This is a genomic window from Chryseobacterium sp. NG-CE01, assembly GCF_055695505.1.
Genome location: NZ_CM146369.1, coordinates 3,071,997 through 3,095,524, shown reverse-complemented (window position 1 = coordinate 3,095,524; position 23,528 = coordinate 3,071,997). Strand labels below are relative to the sequence as shown.

General features: G+C 38.6%; 25 protein-coding genes. 14 read left to right on the top strand and 11 right to left on the bottom strand.

The genetic code is table 11. The annotated features are described in order from the left end of the window. Positions 1 to 45: 45 nt before the first annotated feature. Positions 46 to 1,062 carry a ligase-associated DNA damage response exonuclease gene (locus ACYT6F_RS14425; RefSeq protein WP_472598343.1) on the bottom strand — a complete coding sequence of 339 codons (1,017 nt, stop codon included), beginning with the start codon at positions 1,060 to 1,062 and terminating at the stop codon, positions 46 to 48. 53 nt (positions 1,063 to 1,115) lie between these two features. Beyond that, on the bottom strand, positions 1,116 to 2,612 hold the full coding sequence (locus ACYT6F_RS14420; RefSeq protein WP_472598342.1) for an aminotransferase-like domain-containing protein: 1,497 nt from the start codon (positions 2,610 to 2,612) through the stop codon (positions 1,116 to 1,118). Positions 2,613 to 2,677: 65 nt separating this feature from the next. On the opposite strand from ACYT6F_RS14420, the gene ACYT6F_RS14415 reads away from it, so the two are divergent. The 6 genes from ACYT6F_RS14415 to ACYT6F_RS14390 all read left to right on the top strand — a co-directional run bounded on the left by ACYT6F_RS14415 (position 2,678) and on the right by ACYT6F_RS14390 (position 8,101). Further along, positions 2,678 to 3,301 (top strand): hypothetical protein, encoded by a 624-nt coding sequence (locus tag ACYT6F_RS14415; RefSeq protein WP_472598341.1) that lies wholly within the window; start codon positions 2,678 to 2,680, stop codon positions 3,299 to 3,301. After that, on the top strand, positions 3,294 to 4,403 hold the full coding sequence (locus ACYT6F_RS14410) for an aminotransferase class I/II-fold pyridoxal phosphate-dependent enzyme (protein WP_472598340.1): 1,110 nt from the start codon (positions 3,294 to 3,296) through the stop codon (positions 4,401 to 4,403). Before ACYT6F_RS14415 ends, ACYT6F_RS14410 begins: the two co-directional genes overlap by 8 nt. A 6-nt stretch (positions 4,404 to 4,409) precedes the next feature. Further along, on the top strand, positions 4,410 to 5,042 hold the full coding sequence (gene bioD / locus ACYT6F_RS14405) for a dethiobiotin synthase (protein ID WP_472598339.1): 633 nt from the start codon (positions 4,410 to 4,412) through the stop codon (positions 5,040 to 5,042). Continuing rightward, complete coding sequence (gene bioB, locus ACYT6F_RS14400; protein ID WP_472598338.1) at positions 5,039 to 6,022, top strand: biotin synthase BioB; 984 nt, start codon at positions 5,039 to 5,041, stop codon at positions 6,020 to 6,022. Before bioD ends, bioB begins: the two co-directional genes overlap by 4 nt. Before the next feature lie 43 nt (positions 6,023 to 6,065). Continuing rightward, positions 6,066 to 7,331: an adenosylmethionine--8-amino-7-oxononanoate transaminase gene (bioA, locus tag ACYT6F_RS14395; protein ID WP_472598337.1), complete on the top strand. Its 1,266-nt coding sequence runs from the start codon at positions 6,066 to 6,068 to the stop codon at positions 7,329 to 7,331. A 62-nt stretch (positions 7,332 to 7,393) separates the two neighbouring features. Then, the gene (locus ACYT6F_RS14390) at positions 7,394 to 8,101 is read left to right on the top strand and encodes a DUF421 domain-containing protein (protein ID WP_472598336.1); all 708 of its coding nucleotides are present in this window, start codon (positions 7,394 to 7,396) and stop codon (positions 8,099 to 8,101) included. Between the two features lie 141 nt (positions 8,102 to 8,242). Here ACYT6F_RS14390 and ACYT6F_RS14385 read toward each other — a convergent pair whose 3' ends face one another. The 4 genes from ACYT6F_RS14385 to ACYT6F_RS14370 form a co-directional block, all read right to left on the bottom strand. Further along, positions 8,243 to 8,392: a hypothetical protein gene (locus ACYT6F_RS14385; protein WP_472598335.1), complete on the bottom strand. Its 150-nt coding sequence runs from the start codon at positions 8,390 to 8,392 to the stop codon at positions 8,243 to 8,245. Between the two features lie 269 nt (positions 8,393 to 8,661). Next, positions 8,662 to 9,468: a ferritin-like domain-containing protein gene (locus ACYT6F_RS14380; RefSeq protein ID WP_472598334.1), complete on the bottom strand. Its 807-nt coding sequence runs from the start codon at positions 9,466 to 9,468 to the stop codon at positions 8,662 to 8,664. 25 nt (positions 9,469 to 9,493) lie between these two features. Beyond that, positions 9,494 to 10,204: a ferritin-like domain-containing protein gene (locus ACYT6F_RS14375; RefSeq protein WP_472598333.1), complete on the bottom strand. Its 711-nt coding sequence runs from the start codon at positions 10,202 to 10,204 to the stop codon at positions 9,494 to 9,496. A gap of 83 nt (positions 10,205 to 10,287) precedes the next feature. Further along, a complete protein-coding gene (locus tag ACYT6F_RS14370; RefSeq protein WP_472598332.1) occupies positions 10,288 to 10,857 on the bottom strand; it encodes a fasciclin domain-containing protein in 570 nt (189 codons plus the stop codon). A 278-nt stretch (positions 10,858 to 11,135) separates the two neighbouring features. Between ACYT6F_RS14370 and ACYT6F_RS14365 the strand changes: the two genes are divergently transcribed. The 3 genes from ACYT6F_RS14365 to ACYT6F_RS14355 all read left to right on the top strand — a co-directional run bounded on the left by ACYT6F_RS14365 (position 11,136) and on the right by ACYT6F_RS14355 (position 13,591). Continuing rightward, complete coding sequence (locus tag ACYT6F_RS14365; RefSeq protein WP_472598331.1) at positions 11,136 to 11,705, top strand: RNA polymerase sigma factor; 570 nt, start codon at positions 11,136 to 11,138, stop codon at positions 11,703 to 11,705. A 1-nt stretch (position 11,706) separates the two neighbouring features. Next, the gene (locus tag ACYT6F_RS14360; RefSeq protein ID WP_472598330.1) at positions 11,707 to 12,516 is read left to right on the top strand and encodes an anti-sigma factor; all 810 of its coding nucleotides are present in this window, start codon (positions 11,707 to 11,709) and stop codon (positions 12,514 to 12,516) included. Positions 12,517 to 12,646: 130 nt separating this feature from the next. Next, the gene (locus ACYT6F_RS14355) at positions 12,647 to 13,591 is read left to right on the top strand and encodes an aldo/keto reductase (RefSeq protein WP_472598329.1); all 945 of its coding nucleotides are present in this window, start codon (positions 12,647 to 12,649) and stop codon (positions 13,589 to 13,591) included. 69 nt (positions 13,592 to 13,660) lie between these two features. Here the strand turns inward: ACYT6F_RS14355 and ACYT6F_RS14350 are convergent, their stop codons facing one another. Further along, complete coding sequence (locus ACYT6F_RS14350) at positions 13,661 to 15,505, bottom strand: chloride channel protein (protein ID WP_472598328.1); 1,845 nt, start codon at positions 15,503 to 15,505, stop codon at positions 13,661 to 13,663. Between the two features lie 72 nt (positions 15,506 to 15,577). Next, positions 15,578 to 16,849, bottom strand: a complete 1,272-nt coding sequence (locus tag ACYT6F_RS14345; RefSeq protein WP_472598327.1) for an NAD(P)/FAD-dependent oxidoreductase — start codon at positions 16,847 to 16,849, stop codon at positions 15,578 to 15,580. A gap of 169 nt (positions 16,850 to 17,018) precedes the next feature. On the opposite strand from ACYT6F_RS14345, the gene ACYT6F_RS14340 reads away from it, so the two are divergent. Together ACYT6F_RS14340 and ACYT6F_RS14335 are read left to right on the top strand one after the other, a co-directional pair. Then, positions 17,019 to 18,011, top strand: a complete 993-nt coding sequence (locus ACYT6F_RS14340) for an aldo/keto reductase (protein WP_472598326.1) — start codon at positions 17,019 to 17,021, stop codon at positions 18,009 to 18,011. Positions 18,012 to 18,167: 156 nt separating this feature from the next. Then, positions 18,168 to 18,737, top strand: coding sequence for an OmpH/Skp family outer membrane protein (locus tag ACYT6F_RS14335; protein WP_472598325.1), 570 nt, complete (start codon positions 18,168 to 18,170; stop codon positions 18,735 to 18,737). A gap of 78 nt (positions 18,738 to 18,815) precedes the next feature. Here ACYT6F_RS14335 and ACYT6F_RS14330 read toward each other — a convergent pair whose 3' ends face one another. Together ACYT6F_RS14330 and ACYT6F_RS14325 are read right to left on the bottom strand one after the other, a co-directional pair. Beyond that, complete coding sequence (locus ACYT6F_RS14330) at positions 18,816 to 18,929, bottom strand: lmo0937 family membrane protein (RefSeq protein ID WP_472601125.1); 114 nt, start codon at positions 18,927 to 18,929, stop codon at positions 18,816 to 18,818. 182 nt (positions 18,930 to 19,111) lie between these two features. Further along, positions 19,112 to 19,909, bottom strand: coding sequence for a Cof-type HAD-IIB family hydrolase (locus tag ACYT6F_RS14325; protein ID WP_472598324.1), 798 nt, complete (start codon positions 19,907 to 19,909; stop codon positions 19,112 to 19,114). Positions 19,910 to 20,062: 153 nt separating this feature from the next. Between ACYT6F_RS14325 and ACYT6F_RS14320 the strand changes: the two genes are divergently transcribed. Beyond that, positions 20,063 to 20,521: a PA2169 family four-helix-bundle protein gene (locus tag ACYT6F_RS14320; protein ID WP_472598323.1), complete on the top strand. Its 459-nt coding sequence runs from the start codon at positions 20,063 to 20,065 to the stop codon at positions 20,519 to 20,521. A 59-nt stretch (positions 20,522 to 20,580) separates the two neighbouring features. Here ACYT6F_RS14320 and map read toward each other — a convergent pair whose 3' ends face one another. Next, positions 20,581 to 21,345: a type I methionyl aminopeptidase gene (gene map / locus ACYT6F_RS14315; RefSeq protein WP_472598322.1), complete on the bottom strand. Its 765-nt coding sequence runs from the start codon at positions 21,343 to 21,345 to the stop codon at positions 20,581 to 20,583. A gap of 224 nt (positions 21,346 to 21,569) precedes the next feature. Here map and ACYT6F_RS14310 point away from each other — a divergent pair, with 224 nt between their 5' ends. Together ACYT6F_RS14310 and ACYT6F_RS14305 are read left to right on the top strand one after the other, a co-directional pair. After that, positions 21,570 to 22,892 carry a phophatidylserine decarboxylase associated domain-containing protein gene (locus ACYT6F_RS14310; protein ID WP_472598321.1) on the top strand — a complete coding sequence of 441 codons (1,323 nt, stop codon included), beginning with the start codon at positions 21,570 to 21,572 and terminating at the stop codon, positions 22,890 to 22,892. Between the two features lie 314 nt (positions 22,893 to 23,206). After that, on the top strand, positions 23,207 to 23,527 hold the full coding sequence (locus ACYT6F_RS14305) for an ArsR/SmtB family transcription factor (RefSeq protein WP_472598320.1): 321 nt from the start codon (positions 23,207 to 23,209) through the stop codon (positions 23,525 to 23,527). Position 23,528: the final 1 nt, after the last annotated feature.

The following is a 23,528-nucleotide window of genomic DNA, read 5'->3' as shown; positions in this document are numbered from 1 at the left end:
TTTATTTATTATAACAAACCTTCAACGTTTAAGAAACCTTAAAGGTTAATTTTCTATGACTTCTTTTTCTTTTTCTTCTTCATCATCGTCTCCGTATAATGTTTCTACGACATCCGATTTAATTCCGATTTCATTAAGATATTTGGAAAAAACTTCGGTTTGCCCGTGTGTCACGTGTACAAGTTCAGCTTCGGTAGCTTTTATAGCCTGCAAAAGTCCTTTCCAGTCGGCGTGATCACTCATCGCAAAGCCTGCATCCGCACTTCGCCATCTTCTGGCTCCGCGCACCTGCATCCAGCCGGAGCATATTGCTGTTGCCGCATTAGGGATTTTCTTAATAACATTGGAGTCTAATAAAGCAGGCGGAACAATCACGATTTCATCCTGAAGATGCTTTACACTTTCCCTGAAATCCGGAATTTCATAATCCGGAAGATCAATTCCTACAGTTTCAAAAGCTTCATTCAATTTTCCTATGGAATAATGAACGTGTATTTTTCCCAGACCTTCAACCGCTTTCATAATTCGCTGGGCTTTCCCCAAAGAATACCCGATAAATACGGAAGTTTTCTGATTTTCTTTGTTTCTGAGAACCCAGCTCTGAAGTTTTTTATTAAGGTCATCCACTTCCAGCCAATTATAAATGGGAAGTCCGAAAGTACTTTCGGTAACAAATTCATTACACCGTACCAATTCAAAAGGAGTACTCAATCCGTCATCCTGAACTTTATAATCTCCGGAAACGACACTTACGTATCCTTTATATTCCAGTCTGATCTGTGCGGAACCGATGATATGACCGGCAGGATGAAGAGAAACTTTTACGCCGTTGATATTAATCACTTCACCATATTCTACACTCTGACATTCTATATCTTCACTGATTCTTTTATATAAAATCGGCTTTGTGAAGTGATGACAAAGGTATTTTTTCATTCCCCAACGGGCATGATCGGCATGTCCGTGAGTTATGACAGCTAGATCAACCGGCCGCCACGGATCAATGTAAAAATTTCCCTGGGGACAATAAATTCCTTTATTTGTAAATGTAATTAATTTCAATGGCGTAAAGATTTAAAATTCTATATTCAAAAATTCAACCAAAACATAATGTTTTACTTATTATCTCCATTAAGGATGCGTTTTACATTCTCTGAAAGAATTTCAACCGATTTTTCCATTTCATTACATGTAAAATTTCCGAAGCCCAGACGCATCGCCGTACGATTTCTGTCTTGATAGAGTAAGGTTTTAGGTATAAACAGGTTATTCTGTGAACATTTTTTCGAGAGCTTCATAAGATTTACCGGAGTTTTCCATTCTGCCCAGAAAGCAAGTCCGCCGGAAGGTATTTTAAAATCAATATATTCATCCAGATGCTGTTTAAGTAAACAAGCAAAATGATCTCTCCGTTCTTTATAGATTTTCAGGGATTTTTTCAGGTAACGGCTGATTTCTCCTTCGGCAATCATTTCACCCAGAACATGTTCCATTAAAATATCACCCTGCCTGTCGATAATACCAAGATATTTCCTCATTTCAGCCATAAGATTTTCAGGAGCTACAATAAATCCCGTACGAAATCCCGGAGCCAATAATTTCCCGAAAGATCCGATGTAAATTACCATACCTTTAGTATCAGCGCTTGCCAGAGGCAGAATAGGGCTTTTATCATAATGAAAATCATAGTCGTAATCATCTTCAAGAATAATAAAACCGTACTCATATGAAAGGTTCAAAAGTTCCAGTCTTCTTTTTGCACTCAGCGTTACCGTAGTAGGATAGTGGTGGTGAGGAGTGAGATACAGCATTCTGATGTTCTGCTTTTCACAGATTTTCCGGACTTCTTCCACGCTGATGCCTTCTTCATCAATCGAAACTGTACGGATATTAACTCCGGTACGCTGAAAGATCATATTAACGGAAAAATAACTTAGCTCTCCTACCAATACGATATCGCCCGGAGATAACAAAATTTCCGAAACAATATAGATGCTCATTTCGGTGCTTCTTGTAATGAGAAGATTATTTTTTGAAATAGGCAATCCTCTGGACAAATTTAAATATTCTGATAGATGCTCCTTAAAAAATTCACTACCGTCATAATTGTACTGTCCGATTTTGTGAGCTTTTCTCTTTAAAATAGAACTGTAAATACCGGAATACTGATCTACCTGCGTAAGCCGAATATCCGGGATTCCATCATTAAAAATATACTCGCAGGCAGAATGTTCAAAAGGATTGTCGAGAATATTGGAAGTTTTGAAAGTAAATCCGGTTTGTTTAGGATAGTTTTCCAGATTATTTTGCCCGGAAATCTGTATTATTGATGCATTGTTTTGTTCATTTCCTATTACAAAAGTTCCCTTATTTGGAAAAATTTCTATCCACCCCTGAGCCAGAAGTTCGTCATATACAGAAACAATTGTATTGCGATGAACTTCCAAAAGTATGCTCAGCGTCCTTGTTCCCGGAAGCTTTGTACCAAACGGAAGAAAACCGCGCTGAATGGCATTGATCAGCTGATTGGAGATTTGCATATAGACAGAAACATTGGAAGATCGGTCTATTGTTATAATACTTTGGTAAGGAATTAAAACCGGACTATTCATTATCTTAAAACTGGCACTATACAACCATCCGGCAATATACTACTTTTGAGGCAAAACTATAAAAAATGACACTTTATAATCTTCTGGAAAAAATTGTCACTGATGATGAAGTTCACGCCAAATGGCTCAATACATTATCTTATATGGAAAATGCTGGTGCCCGAAAAATTTCGGCATGTGAGCATCCTTCCGATGTAAATCTTATTCAGTTGAAGCATGCAGCAGAAGAACATCGCCACGCCTATTATCTTAAAAAACAAATTCTTAAGATTAACTCAAAAATTTGTGAAAATTACCAAAGAGAATATTTGCTTGCATCTACCGCTACGAGACAATATCTTAACAATCTTGACGTAAAAACTTGTAAATATTTACAAAATGAATTTTCACTGACTAAAGAACAGCTGAAGTATGCCGCATACCTTTTTGTGACGTATGCAATTGAAGTTCGTGCGGATGAATTATATCCGGTTTATCAGGAAATTCTTACGAAATACAGCTCAAGGATCATGGTTAAATCCATTATTCTTGAAGAAGAAGGCCATCTGGAAGAAATGATCAGTCAGCTTGATGGGTTTTGTGAGCAATGGAAAATTCATGCAGAACATATTTTAAAGATAGAAAACGATCTGCACCAGCAATGGATAGACAGCATTTCACAGGAAGTTTTGAAGACAGAACATGTGTAATCACTTTTTACCGTTGGAGGAAGCTTTAGAAAAAAGAAAACAGGCGGGAATCTTAAGAACATTACGAAGCAGAAAGGAGGGTGTGGATTTTTATTCCAACGACTATCTGGGATTTGCAAAAAATAAAACTTTCCTGAACCTGCTTTTAAAAACGGTTCAGGAAAACCCTGAATTACTTAAAGGAAGCACCGGTTCAAGGCTCATCAGCGGAAATACTTCTGTGGTTACAGAAACGGAGGAATTTATTGCCAAAGAGCACCAATATGAATCTGCACTTTTGTTCCATTCCGGATATAACGCCAATCTTGCTTTGTTCGCGGCACTTCCGAACCGTCATGACACGGTTATTGTGGATGAAAAAATCCACCGTTCGGTACATGATGCCTGCAAAATGTCAAATGCTAAAAAATTAAAATTCAGGCATAATGACTGCGGACATCTTGAAGATATCCTGAAAAGACAGCAGGGCAGCGTTTATATTGCGATTGAAAGCCTGTATTCCATGGACGGGGATTTTTCTCCTATCTCGGAGATCGCAGATCTTGCCATGAAATATAATGCCGCTCTTATTGTGGATGAAGCTCACGCTTTCGGGGTTTTCGGATATGGTCTTGTCGACAGATTCCATCTTCAAAAGAAAGTTATTGCAACAGTCGTGACTTACGGAAAGGCATTAGGAACAAATGGAGCCGCCGTGTTGACAAATGATGTGATAAAATCTTACCTCATCAATTTTGCCTCATCTTTTATCTATACAACTGCCGCCCATGATTTCTTATGGATGAGCATTAGCAAAGGATATGAATTTTTAAATGAAAATAAAGCAGCACCTGCTCAGCTACAAAAAAATATCAGCATTTTCCGAAAAGGTAATATAAAGAGTCCTTCCGACGAAAACAGTCCGATACAGGCCATCATAATTCCTGACAATCATCAATTGAAAATGTTGGCAGAAACATTATCTGATAACGGGTTTTTGACCTATCCCATTTTCAGCCCGACCGTAAAAGAAGGTACAGAGCGACTGAGAATCTGCCTGCACAGCTTTAATACAGAAGAAGAAATCGTAAGGCTTACCAAAATTATTAATGAATTTATCTGAAATAAAATGCAACAAGAAGAACTTTCAGTACAGAAATTATTCGTTACCGGAATCGGGACCGAGGTAGGAAAAACCGTTTGTTCTGCAATTTTAACGAAATATTTTAATGCAGAATACTGGAAACCCGTACAATCCGGAGACCTGGATTTTTCCGACAGCATGAAAATAAAGAGCTGGACTGGTGAAAATACAATTTGCCATCCCGAAACATACCGTCTGAAGTTGGCTGCCTCACCGCATCAATCGGCAAGCGAAGAGAGGATTACCATTGATTTGAACAATTTTACACTTCCTGAAACACGCAATCATTTAATTGTTGAAGGAGCAGGAGGCCTCATGGTTCCATTAAATGATGAACATTTTATCATTGATCTGATTCAAAAGCTTAATATTCCCGTTGCATTGGTGGTCAAAAATTATTTAGGATGCATCAACCATACGCTATTGTCGCTCATGGCCTTAGAGCAAAGAAAAATCAAATTAAAATACATCATCCTGAACGGAAGCTTTCCACCTGACACAGAAAGAATTATTGTTAAAAATATTCAGCCGGAAACTGCTGTCATAAGAATTCCACATTTAGATGAAATAACAACAGAAAATATAGAAACTGTTGCAAAACAATTAGAAAAGATATGAAAGAAAACACAACCTTACGAAACGACTGGACCCGGGAAGAGATCGAACAAATTTACAATCTACCTCTTCTTGAGCTTATATACAAAGCCGCTACCGTACACCGCGAAAGGCATAATCCCGAAGAAGTGCAGATGTCTACTTTACTATCCATAAAAACAGGAGGATGTCCGGAAGACTGTTCTTACTGTGGTCAGGCAGCCAGATATCACACCGATATCAAAGTTCAGGCATTGCTGCCTACGGAAAAGGTTATTGAACACGCCAAAAAAGCAAAAGAAGGAGGCTCTTCGAGATTCTGTATGGCCGCGGCGTGGAGAGAAGTTCGTAATAACCGGGACTTTGACCGTGTCATTGATATGGTGAAAGGTGTTAATGAACTCGGAATGGAAGTATGCTGCACACTGGGAATGCTTACCGAAGAACAGGCAATTCGTCTGCAGGAAGCAGGTTTGTATGCCTATAACCACAATCTTGACACTTCCGAACAATATTATGAGGAAATTATTTCAACCAGAACATTTGACAACAGGATCAATACGATCAATAATGTAAGAAAAGCCGGAATTACGGTATGTTCAGGAGGAATTATCGGACTGGGAGAAACACACGGCGACAGGATCTCCATGCTATTAACCTTAGCAACAATGCCTAAGCATCCGGAATCAGTTCCCATCAATGCATTGGCAAGAGTGAAGGGAACGCCGCTCGAAAATAATGAGAAAACAGATACATGGGAAATGGTACGGATGATTGCTACAGCGAGAATTATTATGCCTTCTTCAATGGTTCGCCTCAGTGCCGGAAGAATTGAGATGACCGATTTCGAGCAGGGCTGGTGTTTTATGGCAGGAGCAAATTCCATTTTTACCGGAGAAAGAGAGACCCTTCTTGTTACCCCGAATCCGGGAGTTTCTGAAGATATGCAGCTTCTCAAAACATTAGGATTAAAGCCTATGGTGAAAGAGAAAACATTGTGTTAAAATAAATGGTGAATGATCATTTGTTAATTTTTAAATTGGATTTATGAATTTATCTGAACGCGATAAAGCCGTCAACTGGCATCCTTATACCCAGATGAAGACGGCCGATGATATTATTCCGATTGTGAGAGGAAAAGGTATCTATCTTTTTGATGATCACGGCAAACAGTATATTGATGCGGTTTCTTCATGGTGGGTTACTCTTCATGGTCATGCTCATCCCTATATTGCAGAAAGAGTTTCCGAGCAGCTGCATACTTTGGAGCAGGTTATTTTTGCAGGATTTACCCACGAACCTGCGATACAGCTTTCTGAAAACCTGCTGAATATTCTGCCGGAAAACCAGAAGAAGGTTTTTTATTCTGATAACGGATCTACTGCTGTGGAAGTTGCTTTAAAAATGGCCATTCAGTATGCCTACAATCAGAACCATAAAAAAACGAAGATTCTCGCTTTAAAGAATGCTTACCACGGAGACACTTTCGGAGCCATGTCCGTAAGCGGAAGAAGTGTATGGACACAGCCTTTCAGTGAAATGCTTTTTGAAGTTGTTTTTATTGATGCTCCGACTGCAGAAAACCTCGGCAGCTTAAAAACATTCATTAAAAGTATTTCCGGGGAAATAGCATGTTTCATTTACGAACCACTTATCCAGGGTGCTGCAGGAATGCTGATGCATAAGGCAGAAGATCTTTCGGAATTAATGAAATTCTGCAGAGAACAAAAAATTCTGATGATTCAGGATGAGGTATTTACCGGTTTTGGAAGAACAGGAAGACTATTTGCCGCCAACCATCTTTCTGAGCAGCCGGATATGATGTGTTTTTCAAAAGGGCTTACAGGAGGTACGATGCCGATGGGTATTACCAGCTGTTCTCAGGAAATTTTTAATGCTTTTTTATCTGATGACCAATACAAAACATTGTTTCACGGACACTCTTTCACGGCAAATCCGCTGGCCTGTACGGCGGCTCTGGCTAGTATGGAACTTTTACTGAAAGAAGAAACACGACAGCATATTGAGCGTATTGTAACAAAACATTCCGAATTTTCAGAAATATTAAGACAGCACCCAAAAGTTGAAAAGATAAGGCAGACCGGTACAATCCTGGCATGGGAAATTATAAGCGGTCAGCAAACCTCCTATTTTAATGATATTGGTAAACTGTTATATAAAGAATTTTTGAAAAGAGGAGTGCTTCTTCGTCCGTTGGGCAATATTATGTATCTGGTTCCGCCTTACTGCATTACAGCCGATGAGCTTGATGTTATTTATCATCACATTGTAGAAGTTCTGAATGATTTTTAAAACAGTCGGATTTCCATATAAACCTTGGCTCATTATTTGAATTTTAAGAGCAAATATTAAATATGGTATCTGTATGTCTTTTACAATTTGACTTAAAAGAGCTTCTGCTGGGACAGGAAGAATGGTCGTTTCTCCTGGAGATTGCGCTCAGGACCATTATTATGTTTGTGACGATTATTATCGGGCTGCGGGTTTTGGGGAAAAGAGGAGTAAAACAGCTTTCTCTTTTTGAGCTGGTTGTTATTATCGGTCTGGGGTCTGCAGCAGGAGATCCGATGTTTTACAGAGAAGTAGGTATTGTTTCTTCAATTCTTGTTTTTGTACTGATTATTTTAATGTACACGCTGGTTACGTATCTTATCGGAAAGAGCAAGAAATTCGAGACCCTTCTGGAAGGTAAATCAATATGCCTCATTGAAAACGGAGAATTTTCCATTGAAAACTTTAAAAAAGAAAATCTCGGAAGCGATGAGTTTTTCGCTGAATTAAGACTGAAAGGCATTTCTCACCTGGGCCAGATTGACCAGGCTATTGAGGAGGTTTCCGGTGAAATCAGCGTATTTTATTTTGAGGATGAGAAAGTGAAATACGGTCTTCCCATTATGCCCGATTCATTATGCAATCCTTTAAAGTTTATTAAAAACAGCGGACATTACTCATGCATATTTTGCGGATATACGGAGGAAAAAAATCCGGGCTTCGCAGGAAAATGCAGGAAATGTAAAAAAGAAGAATGGATCCCGGCCAGCAACAGAAAACGTATTACATAAAAAAAGGCCCCTAACGGAGCCTAAAAAAACACAAATGATGAAAAAAAATTATTTCGATTCACAAATATAGTAAAAATTTACATAAGTCAAAACTTAAATTCAACTTATTTTATAAAATCTAAACCCCGCTAAAACTTTATTTTATCCTGCATTCAGCCTCTGTGATGTGGTACAAAAACCTATTGCAAGCAGAGCTAAAACACCTACAGCAAAAATTTTCGCTGTATTTTTTATTCCTTCTCCAATTATTACATTCTTTTTAGGAATCTGAAGAGATGCTGTTGTTTTCATATATTAAAGTTACAAAATAAATCATATAATATCAGGAACATATCTAATAAAAAATTAGGTTAAAAATTACTTTTATGATTCCGGTCATAAATAAGCTATGCAGAGCTTCCTATTTTTGAAGCATAGATATACTCTATATTTCAAGTTTTAAAAGGCAAACAAACTTCTCTGCAAAGAGGAGTTTTTTGTTTGGAGTTGTACATGAAAGATATTAAATAAAAATCCCCTCCCGGAAAGGGAAGGGACCACACCTAACAGTAAAAATTATTTTAAACAATAAATAATGATGCAATGGTTTGGGCATCACTTCCCGTTAATATTTCGTCATAAGCTGCAGAACCCGCCGCTGCTCCGAAGGCATTAGCCGTATTAAATCCTGCCTGTACAGTGTTCTGTTCTCCTGCATACACCGGATTTGTTGCTGCAGGCATACTTCCGCCATCGGCAAGTTCTATCCATCCTTTATTAGCCCGCATTCTTCTTACCTGTGAGGCATGCCTTGCTTCCACGGAATGTATTTGTAAAGCTGCCTGCAAAACTGCCTTATTGCTCATTACATTTCCCGCCTGTCCTTTATATGCACGCACTCCCGTGTCTTCAAAAGCCTGGGCCAATATCAAGAACTGGCTGTACTCGGTAAAAGGAGCAAAAGCACCTCCAGCAGTAAAATCAAATGTAGGTTTTGCACCCGGTATAACATTTAGCGAAGTGAGGGTATTTTTAAGGAATGTTACGTGTGCAGATTCATGTTTGGCAATCTGCATGAAAACCGTCCTGTCCGAGTTTGGAATCAGCCCTGCGGTGGAAAGTCCCATTGCATAATATTCGTTTTCCAGATATTCAAGCACCAAAGCGAGTTGCAGAGCATCTGTTAAAGTATTTTTATATGTATTTCCTCCGGTTAGATCTGCCGCTTTTGCAGGAGTGGTCATTATTGCACCCAGCCCGAGCGGAATAGAAGCCACCGCTGCTTTCTTCCCGAAAGCGGAAATGCTTGTTAACGTTTCTGATCTTGAAGCCTCTTTGGTAAAAAATTTATCGTCAGAAAGCTTATCCAGTAATTTAAGAATGTTCATAATGTAATTTTTTTGAAGTGAGTAATTATCCGATTCCCTGTTCTTTCCATGTGAAAGGTGTTTTTATGAATCCTCCCGCTGCCATAACGATATCTTTAGGTTCTTTAGCCAGATCAAGCCCATTGTTGTCGATAATATCATCACCGGAAAATGCTGCCGTTCCGGGATTGATAAGATTCCTGATCGCTGATGCATGCCTTGCTTCCACAGATACAATTTTTCCGGCAATTACAAGATAATCCGGATTGGTAATGAATTTCCCTGCTCCGTTGTAAGCGGCAACCCCTGTATCTTCCAATGCTTTTGCGGTAGCCAATACAGAGTTTCTATCATCAAAATTTACATTCGGATACTGGAATTCCAGTGTGGGCAAAACATTGGAAGTAGCCCCGCTGATGGCTGCTTTAAAGAAGTCCCGGTGTATCACTTCGTGATGATAGAGATCGGTAAAAAGCTCTTTTTCTGCAGTTGAAATCCCGGAATAGAAATTATTAACGACCTTCGTGTAAAAATCGGCTTCCAGTTGTTCCAGGGCATATGCATAGTTCAGAACGCCTACATCTCCTTTGCCAAGGTCGAAAACATCGGTTTGCATAAAATCGTATGCATCGTTATCGTCACAACCAACCAGTGCAAGTCCTGCTATAGCCAGACCCACACCGCTCAGCTTCAAAAAATTTCTTCTGCCTGTATCCAGAGTAGCACCCTGGTTGGAAACATTAATTGTTTTTTTCATAATATTATTGGTTTAAGTGTTATACTTTTCGATAGAGAATAAAAAAACAGCATAACAAGTATGCTGTTTAACAACTAACACCACTACGGCATTAAAACCGTATCTATTACATGAATCACTCCGTTTGACTGATTAACATCAGCTATCGTAACGTTTGCATCATTTCCTTTAGAATCTCTCACATACAGATTTTTTCCTTTGGTCCAGAACGTAAGCTCTTCACCTTCTACCGTTTTCATCATGCTTTTTCCGTTGCCTGCCTTTACCGCAGCCCAGATTTCTTTGGCACTGTATCTGCCTGGTAAAACATGATAGGTAAGGATTTTTGTAAGCATCGCTTTATTCTCAGGCTTCACAAGGTTTTCTACTGTTCCTTTTGGTAATTTTGCGAAGGCTGCATCAGTAGGAGCCAATACCGTGAAAGGACCTTTTCCCTGTAATGTTTCAACAAGCCCTGCTGCTTTTACAGCTGCAACCAATGTCTTATGGTCTTTAGAATTTACGGCATTCTCAATGATATTTTTCGACGGGTACATCGGTGCTCCGCCAACCATTACCGTTTTTTCTTTCATGCTCTGGGCGGCTGCGTTACCACTGAATGCAAATGATAAAGCCATCATACCCAATACTGCGATTTTTGATTTTGTGTTCATTTTTTGATTTTTAAGTTAATATGTATTTGAATGTATTTTTGTCTATACATCCATTTACGAGGGCGGTTTTATTTTAGTTTTAAAAAATTTAAAATAAATTATAACTCGTTAAAAGCCAAGTAATTATTTTTACAATAATTCATACATATTAGGATAAAATTATTGAATTCAAGGTTTTTAACTATTATATTTAAAGATTATTAAACGGTTGATTAATTTTAATAAGCATTTAAAAGATGGTGTGAGTATTGCTTATTATCTGTTTTATTTTATTACATTTGAAAACAAAAATATTCGCTATTAAAACACAGTATTCGGAAGAGCAGCTGATCGTTTTGCTAAAAGAGAAAAACGAAAATGGTTTTCATTATCTGTATGACCATTATTCCGGCGCACTTTATGGTGTGATCCTCCGAATCGTTCAGTCTAAAGAGTACACCGAAGAAATCATTCAGGATGTTTTTGTAAAAATCTGGAATTCTATCCACCAGTACGATTCATCAAAAGGAAGGTTTTATACCTGGATGATCAATATTGCCAGAAACACAGCTATTGATTATTTAAAATCAAAAAGCTTTCAGAACGAACTCAAAAACCAACCGTTGCCGGATTTCGTATATAATTCTGAAGAACTTTCCACAACCAACAACTCATCAGATTTTATCGGGTTCAGTAATGTGCTGGAAAGTCTGGAGACCGACAAGAAGGAACTTATCGATCTTGCATACTACCAGGGATATACCCAAAATGAAATTTCCGAAAAGCTGAAGATCCCCCTGGGAACGGTAAAAACCAAGATGCGTAACGCACTGATGAAATTAAAGGATTTATTAAAAGATTATCAATAAATTGAACACTAAAGAATACATATCATCCGGAATTATAGAATCTTATATTCTAGGTCTTGCTTCTCCCGAGGAGGCAGGTATTTTGGAGTGTGTGATGAAGAATAATGCTGAAGTAAAAGCAGCTTTTGAAGAGGCGCAGAAAACATTGGAAGACCTGGCCACAGCACAGGCAGTAACGCCTCCCAATGATTTGCGGGCCAAGATCTGGAATAAAATTCAGCAGGAACAGAGTGCCGAAGAAATATCACCGGTCGTTTCCACAGTTATTCCTGCCGCCAAACCTCAGGAAGAAATCAGGATTCAGGGGAATACAAACTGGAAAACATATGCCGTTGCCGCATCTGTTTTATTCCTGATAAGTATCGCCGGAAATATTTTCTGGATGAATGATCAGGCAAAAGCGAAACAGGAAATTGCCAGAATGAGCACTGAAAAGAAAAATCAGGATCTGTCCATGCAGAAGATGAATCAGAAAATGGATATGATCTCAAATCCCGATATGAAAATGGTGATGCTGAAAGGGGTAGAGAAGCATACGGAATCAAAAGCAATGGTTTTCTGGGATACCAAAACGAAAGCAGTGTATGTAAATGCAGACAAACTGCCTAAAGCTCCGGAAGGAATGCAGTACCAGCTTTGGGCAATTGAAGACGGGAAACCGGTAAATGCCGGAATGTACACGGAAGCAAAGGACAGCAAAATTGCACTCGCCAACATACCGAAAGCTCAGGCTTTTGCCATCACACTTGAAAAACAGGGGGGAAGCCCGGTGCCAACGATGGAAAACATGTATGTAATGGGAGAGATTTAAAAATATTCAATAAAAAAACATAAAAAGATCAGCATCAGCTGGTCTTTTTTTTTGATCAATAAAGAAAGAATTAACGGCCATTTGGTATGAAATTCTCTGTTAAAAGCAATAAGTCAAGCATTAATAAATTATGGAAAAACGAACAATTAAAAATACAGATTTACAGATAGCTCCCATTAATTTTGGAGGAAATGTTTTCGGATGGACACTGGATGAAAAACAGTCTTTTGATATTCTGGACAGATTTACCGATGAAGGCTTTAATTTTATAGATACTGCAGACACCTATTCGTGGTGGGTAAATGGGAAAGGAGGACAATCGGAAGAAATTATCGGAAAATGGATGAAAAGCCGCGGAAAAAGAAATGATCTGGTGATTGCTACAAAAGTAGGTTCCGAAACCAAGGAACATGGCTTTGATATCAGCAAAAAACATATCCTGAAATCCGTTGATGAATCTTTACAGCGATTACAGACTGATCATATTGATCTGTATTATACTCATTTTGATGATAAAAAAACACCGGTAGAAGAAACACTTCAGGCTTATGATGAAATTATAAAAGCTGGGAAAGTACGTCATATTGCTGCTTCCAATGTTTCTCCTGAAAGGCTACGAGAATCATTTGAAGCTGCAGAAAAGAATAATCTTCCGAAATATGTTGCTTTGCAGCCCCATTACAATTTAATGGAAAGAGAAGGTTTTGAAAAAAATTATGCTCCGTTGGCCGAAGAATTCGGATTGAGTGTTTTTCCTTACTGGTCGCTGGCTTCAGGATTTTTAACCGGAAAATACCGAAATGAAGATGATTTAACGAAAAGCCAGCGAGGAGAGGGCGCCAGAAAATATCTGAACCCTAAAGGAATGGAAGTCTTGAAAGCTTTGGATGAAATCAGTTCCAGACATAATGCGAAACCGGCAACTGTAGCATTAGCGTGGTTACTTTCTCAGCCTTTGATCACAGCTCCTATTGTAAGCGCAACAAGCGAATCTCAATTGGAAACTTTATTTGCAGCCCCAAGACTTCAACTGGAAAAAGAAGATCTTGATCTGCTGAATAAGGCAAGTCAATAGTATTATAAAAGCCGTTCAGGCGATTTTGAACGGCTTTTTATTTATTATAAGACTTATCTCTTAATATTATTATTCCGAATATTCTTTCAGCAATTGCCTGTAGCTCATTAATATGGTTGATTTTGAAATAAAGCCGATAAACTTATTCTGCGCGTCGACAACCGGCAGGTTCCAGACACCGGTATCATCAAAGGTCTGAAGAATTTCCAACGGCTGGTTTTCAGGATGAATAATTGCAGGGGGCGCTTTCATGATCTGGCTTACCGATGCAGAAACTTCATCATTGCTAAACAGATAAGGACGGATATCATCAAGCGTAAGAATTCCGCGTAAGGTTTTATTTTCGTTTACAACAGCAAAAATATTTTTATTTCCGTTTTTTACCAGTTCAAATAATTCTTCAACCGGAGCCGTTTCGTTGATAACCTGGGAATACCGGTCAATAAAATCTTCCGTTTTTAAAGAAAATAAGATATTCTTATCATGTTTATTGGTGAAAATTTTGCCCTGGTCTGCGAGAGATTTTAATTCAGGTGAGATAGGCGAGAACCATTTAGCAATCAGATAAGAAATAATGGAAGCAATCATTAAAGGGATAAAAAGATCATATCCGAAGCTTGATTCCGCAATCAGGAAAATAGCGGTCAGCGGTGCATACATCACACCGCTCATTGCTCCGGCCATTCCGACCAAAACGAGATTGGTAACAGGTACATCCGGAAATCCGATCTGTTGGCAGATTAAGGCAAATAAATACCCTACGGTACCTCCTGCAAAAAGCGAAGGCGCAAAATTACCCCCATTTCCGCCACTGAAAATAGTGAATGAAGTTGCAAATGCTTTTAACAATAAGACAAAAATTAGAAAGGCAATAATGGTAAAATTGCCGATCTCAAAATACCTGAAAAGGCTGTTTTCTATAATCCTGTGCATATCGCCGTTGGTAAAAGCCTTTACCGTTTCATATCCTTCCCCGAACAGCGGTGGAAAAAGCACACACAATAATGATAAAACCGCACCGCCGAACATTGCCTTACGCAGCCGTGACATGTTTAATTTTTTTATGAAATGCTCGACTTTCTGGGAAATTAACACAAAATATCTTGCGTATAGACCGGTCACAATTCCTAAAATAAGATAATACGGAACATTCTTATAATTAAAAGCTTCTCTAGTATAAAACCTGAAAAGCACATCTTCCTGCAAAAGGATTCTTGACAGCAAACTTCCGCATACAGCAGCCACAACCAACGGAATAAAATCGGTAAAAACCACTCCCGTAAGCAGAATTTCAAAGGCAAACATAATCCCCGCAATAGGAGCATTGAAAGCTGAAGCAATCCCGGCTGTTGCACCTGCGGCGAGCAGCAAAGTTCGTTCTTTATAACTCAGTCGGTACGTTTGGGCAAAATTAGATCCGATGGCAGCACCCGTTACAGCAATCGGGCTTTCAAGCCCGGCCGAACCTCCAAGACCTACCGTTACGGCACTCTGTACAATCTGCGAATACATTTTTACCGAAGAAACAATACTGGAATTCTGCGCAATTTCGTATAAAATAGCGCCAATTCCTTTCCTGTCCTGGCCTTTGAAAATGGTAAGAACAATACTTGCCGTTAAAACAATTCCCAGAAAAGGAAAAATAATATAAAAAAGAATCTGATACTCAAAATGAACCTTTGTCGTAATGAAATGGTGAATGGCATGAACCAGTGACTTCAGCAAAACACCTGCTAAACCTGCCGTACAGCCCACCAATATCCCGGACAGTACAAGGAACTGGTTCCTGCTTAATCTGTTGTTGAGCCAGTGTAGGATGAGTTCGTAGCTGCGTGCTTTTTCGAGCCCGTACTTTTGAAAGTCTCTTTTGAACTTGAGAAAGCTCAGAAACTTTTTCTTATGATGGATATTCACTTTTGAGATTTTATACCGTAAAAGAATGTTTACAGTTCTGTAAATTTATGAAATATATCATGAATATTAAAATCACGAATGTTCCGTAGTATCTCTTTTTGGCCTCAGAATTAATCTGATCGACGGATTATTGGTGATGAAAAGGCGCAGCCAGTTGAATGCCAGCCGTACTTTGCTGCTAAAGCTCACCAACGGAATAATATGAATAAATAACCATGTAAGCCATGCTGTAAATCCTTTGAATGAAAATTTCGGCAGGTCAACTACAGCATCAAATTTTGAAATAATCGCCATGCTTCCCTTATCGTTGTATTCAAAAGGGATAAGTTTTTTCTCATCTTCGATTCTTTTGAGGTTTTTACCTAAATTTTTAGCATGCTGAATTGCAACCTGCGCCAACTGTGGGTGTCCTTTAGGATATTTTTCTTCAGTAAGCTGTAATGCGATATCTCCTAATGCAAAAATATTGGCTGTACCGTCCACTTTATTGTAAGCATCTACCAAAAGCCTTCTTCCTTTCCCAATAGCTTCCTCAGGAAGTCCCCGAACTTCCCGGCCAATGACACCGGAAGTCCAGATTAGGGTTTCGGTTTCAATTTCTCTTCCGTCGGAAAGAAGAACTTTGCAGTCTTTATAATCCTTTACTGCCGTATTCAGGATAATTTTAACACCAAGCTTTTTGAGTCTCTCGTGAGCCGCTTGCTGTGCCATTTTACTCATAGGAGAAAGAAGGGTAGGAAGGGCGTCGATAAGGTAAATATTGGAAAGACCGAGTTTTATTTCAGGGTATTCTTTTTCTGCGATATAACTTCCCATTTCGGCAATCATCCCTGCAAGCTCAACTCCTGTAGGACCGCCTCCCGCAATTACAATATTCTGAAGCTTTTGAGCTTCTTTCACATTTTTATTTCTTGCCGCTTCCTCCAGTGTAAGAAGCATATGATTTCTCAGGTAAAGTGCTTCATCAATTGTTTTCATAGGTAAAGCACATCTCTTAACATTTTCCATTCCGAAGAAATTAGATTCTGTTCCCAGCGCAAGTACAAGATAATCATATTTTAACGTACCGTTATCGGTTTCCAGGATATTATGTTCCGGATCTACTTTTACCAGACTTCCCATGTGAAAATTAACGCTTTTATAGTTTGAAATTAATTTCCTGAACGGATAACTGATATTGGATGCTTCAATAAATGAGGTTGCCACCTGATAAATCAGCGGCGGAAAAAAATGGTAATTATTTTTATCAACAAGAGTAATTCTGAAACGGCTGTCATTCACCAAAGACTTGATAAGGTTGATTCCTGCAAAACCTCCTCCTACAATAACGATATGTTTTTTCATAAATATTTATATTGAAATGGTAATTGATGAATCCAATAATAAAGCCAAAAACGCATGTGGTATGACCTGCTATACGTTAATATGATTTAAATGAATAATACTCTTCCTTGTCACGGCCAACTGCACGATGTTTGTATCTTATAATTCACCAAATATTAAAAAGTATTATATGAAAGCAGACATTTTAAAGGAAAAACACAGGTTAGGATTAGGTGGCGTCGCCATAGGAACCGCTTTTGAGCCGCTTACGGACGGGGAATCCTATGAAGTTTTACAGAAAGCATGGGATCTTGGAATACGCTACTACGATACTTCGCCATGGTACGGACTTACAAAAAGTGAAAGAAGATTCGGAAATTTTCTCCACGGCCAGAACAGGGAAGAATTTGTTCTTTCTACAAAAGTGGGAAGATTATTTGTGGAAGTTCCGGAAGATGAAGTTCCGCCGACGATGTGGCAGGATCCTCTGAACTTTGATTTTGAGCATAACTATACCGCTGATGCCATCAAAAGATCTGTTGAAGATAGCCTGGAAAGATTGCGGCTGGATCATATCGATATTGTGTATGTTCATGATCTTTCGGAAGACCAGGTGGGAGACCGGTATCCATATTTCCTGAAACAGGCAAGAGAAGGAGCTTTCAAAGTATTATCCGAACTCAGAGATCAGGGTGTCATCAAAGCATGGGGAATGGGCGTTAACAAAATAGAACCTATCCTGGATTGCCTCGATTCTGCAGATCCCGATATTTGTCTTTCTGCAACTCAGTATTCTATTCTGGAGCATGAAGATGCAGTAGACAGGCTGTTACCAGCCGTAAAAAAAGCAGGCGTAAAACTCGTGTCGGGAGCGGGCTACAACTCAGGGTTTATTACCGGAAGACCGAGATACAACTATAAAGATGTTATCCCAAAAGGCATGACTGAAAAGCACGACCAGATTTCAACGATCGCTAAAAGATACGATATTGATATTGTAGATGCCGCGCTTCAGTTTGTACTGGCTGCAGAAGAATTTGCTGCGATTATTCCGGGAGCAAGCAAACCCGAACAGGTAGAAGACAACGTAAATGCCCTTCAGAAGAATATTCCTCCAGATTTCTGGAAAGAGCTGAAATCTGAAGGATTGATTTATGAAAAAGCTCAGGTTCCCGGCTCATAAAAAGCTAAAGTCTCCCAAACGGAGACTTTTTTATTTCAAATAATAAATAATCTTTTAGTTCATTCATAAAATATTCTTAACTTTTTTAAATTATCACTAAACACATAGTTATATTAATTATATTTGCTGTTCATTAAAAATAATTTAATATATCAAATGAAAAAGTTAATTGTAGTATTTTCCATAACAGCAGGTTTTTTGCTGACATCAAATTTTGCAAACGCTCAGCAGAAAATTGGTCATGTAAACTCTGACGATATTTTTAATAATCTGCCTGAAGCAAAAACAGCAGAAACATCGCTTGATACTTTCACGAAAACCAAACAGGCTGATATTGAAAAGATGATTGCTTCGTATGAAACAAAATTAAAGGCTGCTCAGGATAAACAAAAAACAATTACTGAAGCTAATAAGGAAGCAGTAGTTAAGGAGCTTACAGCAGCACAGACAGAGCTTGCATCTTTGGGAAAAGATATAGAAGCAGCAAGAGCGCAAGCAGCACAGGATATATCAAAAAAAGAATCTGAATTATTTATGCCTATTCAGCAAAAGGTAAAAAATATGATTTCTGCTACTGCTAAAGAAAAAGGATTAGCTTATGTATTTGATATTGCAGCGTCCCAGGGAAACAGCAATATTGCTTATGTGGACGGAGGTGAAGATATTACATCTGCCGTAAAATCTAAACTGGGGGCCACAGGAGCCACGAAAGCAGTAAAGAAATAATTATTATAAAAAAAGCTGGAAATTAAGAATGTATATCTTCCTACTTCCAGCTTTTTATTCTTCAGTTTTTAAGTAGATCTAATCTAAGGGTCTTCTGCCTGATATTAGATTATAAAGAACAACAACAATTGCAATAACCAGCAATACGTGAACTAAATATCCTGTATCCATTCCCGGTACGATACCCAACATTCCTAAAAGCCACACTACTATACAGATAACTGCGACTAACCATAATATACTTCTCATAACTAAATATTTTAAGTGATTCGATTAACTATATACACATATTGTGCCTTTTTATAATTAATCTGTTAAAAACGCGTACCACAAAGCATATAAATAATTACGGAATACCGAAAATCCCCTGTAGATTAAAGAATTCCGAAATGAATCAGAGCAGATTCAATTCCATGATTGTCAACATCTTCCGTGATGTAATCTGCTATTTCTTTAACATTATCATTGGCATTACCCATTGCCACACCAATTTTTGTAAATTTCAGCATTGCAATATCATTTCCGCCGTCTCCGAAAGCCATAGTCTCAGAAACATCAATACCGAAATAATCGCAAAAATGCTTAATTCCCGTACTTTTTGTGATTCCTCCATGATTTACATCCGCAAACAGCGGGCTCCATCTGGAAGCCGAGGAATTCGGCATAATATTCTTCATAAAATTTTCCTCATCTTCCTGCTTCAAAAAAATATTTGCCTGGAGAACATGGTCCGTATCAATATTTTCTTTGTCGTGAACAGGCGGCACGGGAAGATTGATGTGCGCATACATTCCCACAACTTCAGGGGAAGCATCATTGATCTCAACCTTATTCTCATACATTAATGAATAACTTAGCGGAACATCCGATGCATACCGTACCAGACTCTTTATATCGGAAGGGTCAATAAATGTTTTATCCATTACCTGTCCTTCAGTCGTTATGCAGTAGCTTCCGTTGAATGTAATAAAACCGTCAAAATCAATATGCCTGATGTGGTCTAACGAATTGATGGAACGCCCGGTAGCAACAATCACTTTTATTCCTTTTCCACGAAGGCTTTTTATGGCTTTGCGGGTAGATTCGGGGATTGTATTGGTCTTAAAGCTGATGAGGGTGCCGTCAATATCAAGAAATACGGCTTTAATATTTGGTTTTTCTGATGAACTCATATTGATGTTTGTGAATGCAAAAATACACACAATTAAATTGTTCTGAGTTTTGTAATTGTTAAATCATTTCTTCATAATACAAAAATATGGCATCATGATGATGACACTAGGTACAGTTCTTGTACATGTTTGGGGACACCAAATTACAATATTATGAAAAACAAAGAAGAAGCATCGGTATTGAATGACCTGCTCCATATCACCAATGACAGAATCGAGGGTTTTGCCAAAGTTGAAGGAAAAGTCTGGGAAAATTACCCTGATGTAAAACCAGAATACGCCAAGTTGAATTCCCTTGCCAGAATAATGAAAAATGAGCTCATTGATCTTATTCAGGAAGATGGGGAAGAGGCAGATGATACGCCATCGGTTGCAGGAGCACTGCACAGAACATGGATAGATATCAAAAACTCTTTTACCATAGGAAACAGGGAAGAATCTACCATAGGAAATGTTATATTCGGGGAAAAAGCAGCAGCTGAAGCCTATCAGAATGCTATAGACAGTGGAAAGCTCAGCGAGAGAAGCCTGGATATTGTCTCGGAACACCTGAAACATATCAAAGATTCTTATCATCAGTTCAGCCGAATGAGCGAATACAAAAACGAATAATTCAGAAATTTACATTTAAAAAACAGGTCGCTTTTTCCGAAACGTCCTGTTTTTTTATATCAATTAAAAATTTCATTCATCTCCGTAAGGATGATCGGTGTGCCGTCCGTAATGATAATAGTATGCTCATGCTGTGCCATATAACCGCCTTTATTTCCGGCCATTGTCCAGCCGTCTTTCAGTTCAACTGCAATTTGTGAAGAAGTGGAAATAAATGTTTCGATGGCTACGACAGAATTTTTTCTGAACCGTCTGTTATCAAAACGGTTTCTGTAATTCAACAGTTCATCCGGTTCTTCGTGGAGGCTTCTGCCGATACCATGTCCGCCAAGATTTTTAATCACTTTAAATCCGCGTTTCTTAGCTTCCGTTTCCATCAGCGAACCAATATCCGAAATTTTAACGCCGCCTTTAATATTGCTTATTGCTTTATGCAGAATATCTTTAGAAGCATTCACCAGCTTGTTATGGTTCTTAAGATCTTTTCCAATAACAAATGAATTGCCGTTGTCGGCCCAAAACCCGTTGAGTTCCGCAGAAACATCTATATTGATAAGATCCCCTTCTTTCAATACCCGCTGATCTGATGGAATCCCATGGCAAAACTCATCATCCACACTGATACAGGCACATCCCGGAAATCCATAAGTAAGGGCAGGAGCAGATCTGGCCCCGAAGCCGCTGAGAATTTCAGCCCCGAAATCATCGAGCTCCTTAGTGGTTATTCCCGGCTTTGCAAAAAGGGTCATTTCCTTTAAAGTATAGGCAACCGCTTCGCTTACTTTTTGCATTCCGATTAATTCTGATTCGTTGGTAATAGACATATTGATAATTTAATGCAAAGATAGTGACTTATTAATACGCATCTTGTAACCTGTCAATACCAAATCCGTATTATTACCGATATTCTTTTTTAAGTAAAATTACGGTTGATCATATACCTGTTTCTGTGGTACCTTTACAAAAACTAATAACCATGGAGACCAGAAACCATTCAAACGGGGCGCATCCTGAAAAGCCTTACGAGTAAGGATAAAAACACCTTTTTATGAATCACGTAAAGTACAGGGTTGGAAAATGGCTTCCATCCGACAGAAATTTCCTGAATCGCTGGATCGAAAAGAAAGTGGCTCAGGTACAGGCAAATCCGCTTCCGTTAAATCCTGCCATTGAAGATCTAAGAAATGCAATTTATAATGATGCCGTGCTCTATATGGGCTTTACCAGCATGTATGACCAGGTTCCTCAGGGTTATAATGACCAGGTAAAAAATTTTGAAACCATGCTCCAGATCATGAATCAGATTCTTCAGGAAGGTCCCTGTTACAGCCAGATTGAAGACAAAATAGGATTAGTGGGATTTCCTATCAATGCTATTCTGGACTGGGCTATGGGAACAGAAGGAGGATATCTTACCTTTACCAATTCTCTGGTCAATGAAAAACTGCAGATCATCCTGAATGAATGGAAAAACTTTCTCAGCTCTCCGAATTCTTGTTATGTATTGGTAGATGGTCCCGTCAACCAGCCGCAGCCCGACTATACCAATCCTATAGGGTGGTTTTCACCAGAGGCCTTGGAAGCCATCGCCAGCATGGACCCACTGAGAGGTCAGGGAAATGACCCGTACGATGCGCTTAAAAATTTCATTTATAATTATCAGTGTCAGCCGGATCAGCCGTACTTCGGTTATAAAAGCTGGGATGATTTTTTCACCCGGGAATTTAATCCCGGCGTTCGGGAAGTCAGTGCAGAAGATCAGGATCCTTCCGTGATTGTGAATGCCTGCGAATCAGCACCGTATAACTGTGTTACCAATGCCATGATGAAAGATAAATTCTGGATGAAAGGGCAACCGTATTCACTTCTGGATATTATGGATAATCATGAACTTGCTCAGGAATTCGGTGATAACAGTACTGTTTATCAAGCCTTTCTGTGCGCAAAAACATATCATCGCTGGAACAGTCCGGTAGATGGGAGAGTGGTAGCAGTTCAAAATGTTCCCGGTACTTATTATTCTGAAGCACCTGCTGAAGGATATGATCCTGCAGGACCGAATGATTCTCAGGGATATATTGCTGAACTGGCTGCACGTGCACTAATCTTTATTCAGTCTGATAATGAAAAAATCGGTCTTATGTGCTTTGTAGCGATCGGAATGGCTGAAGTTTCCAGCTGTGAAATTACCGTTAAACCAGGAGATTATGTAAAAAAAGGAGATCCTACAGGTACATTTCATTTTGGAGGATCAACGCATTGTCTGATATTCCGGCCGGGAGTAAATATTAATTTTGATTTCCACGGACAGACTCCAAGTTTAAATACTTATAATATTCCTGTAAAAGCAAGAATTGGTGTAGTTGAATAAATCACAGACTTTATATAGTATAAATTGTACTAAATTTAATATTATAAATTATTGTGTAGAAATTATTTCTAAAGATCATTAATAAATAAGACAGTCATTAAAGCTGTCTTATTTTACTTTAAAAAGCAACCACAGAAGCTTTGAAGACAGTAAATCATTAATTAATACAAAGCTTAAGTAAAAACCAGAAATATATTCTATTTAACATAATATAAATTATAGGACTTTTTTATAATGAGCATATTTCAACTTTTATCGCGACAAATTTGCGTAGTCAAATAACTTCATATATATTTGTAGTCAAATAACTACGCATGAATTTAAGACGTGATGTATTTCAGGCCATTGCAGATCCAACCCGCAGATCGATTCTAATGCTGCTGGCTACTCAGTCGATGACAGCCGGCGCCATCGCTTCTAATTTTGATACGGCAAGACCCACCGTTTCTAAGCACCTTCAGATCCTTTCTGAATGCGAACTTTTAAAGCCTGAACAAAACGGCCGTGAAATCCTTTATCATCTCAACGCCGATAAAATGAAAGAAATTGCGGACTTTATCGAACCATTCCGTAAAATGTGGGACGAACGCTTCAATAAGCTTGAAAATATTATGAAAAACTATAAACAAAAATAAT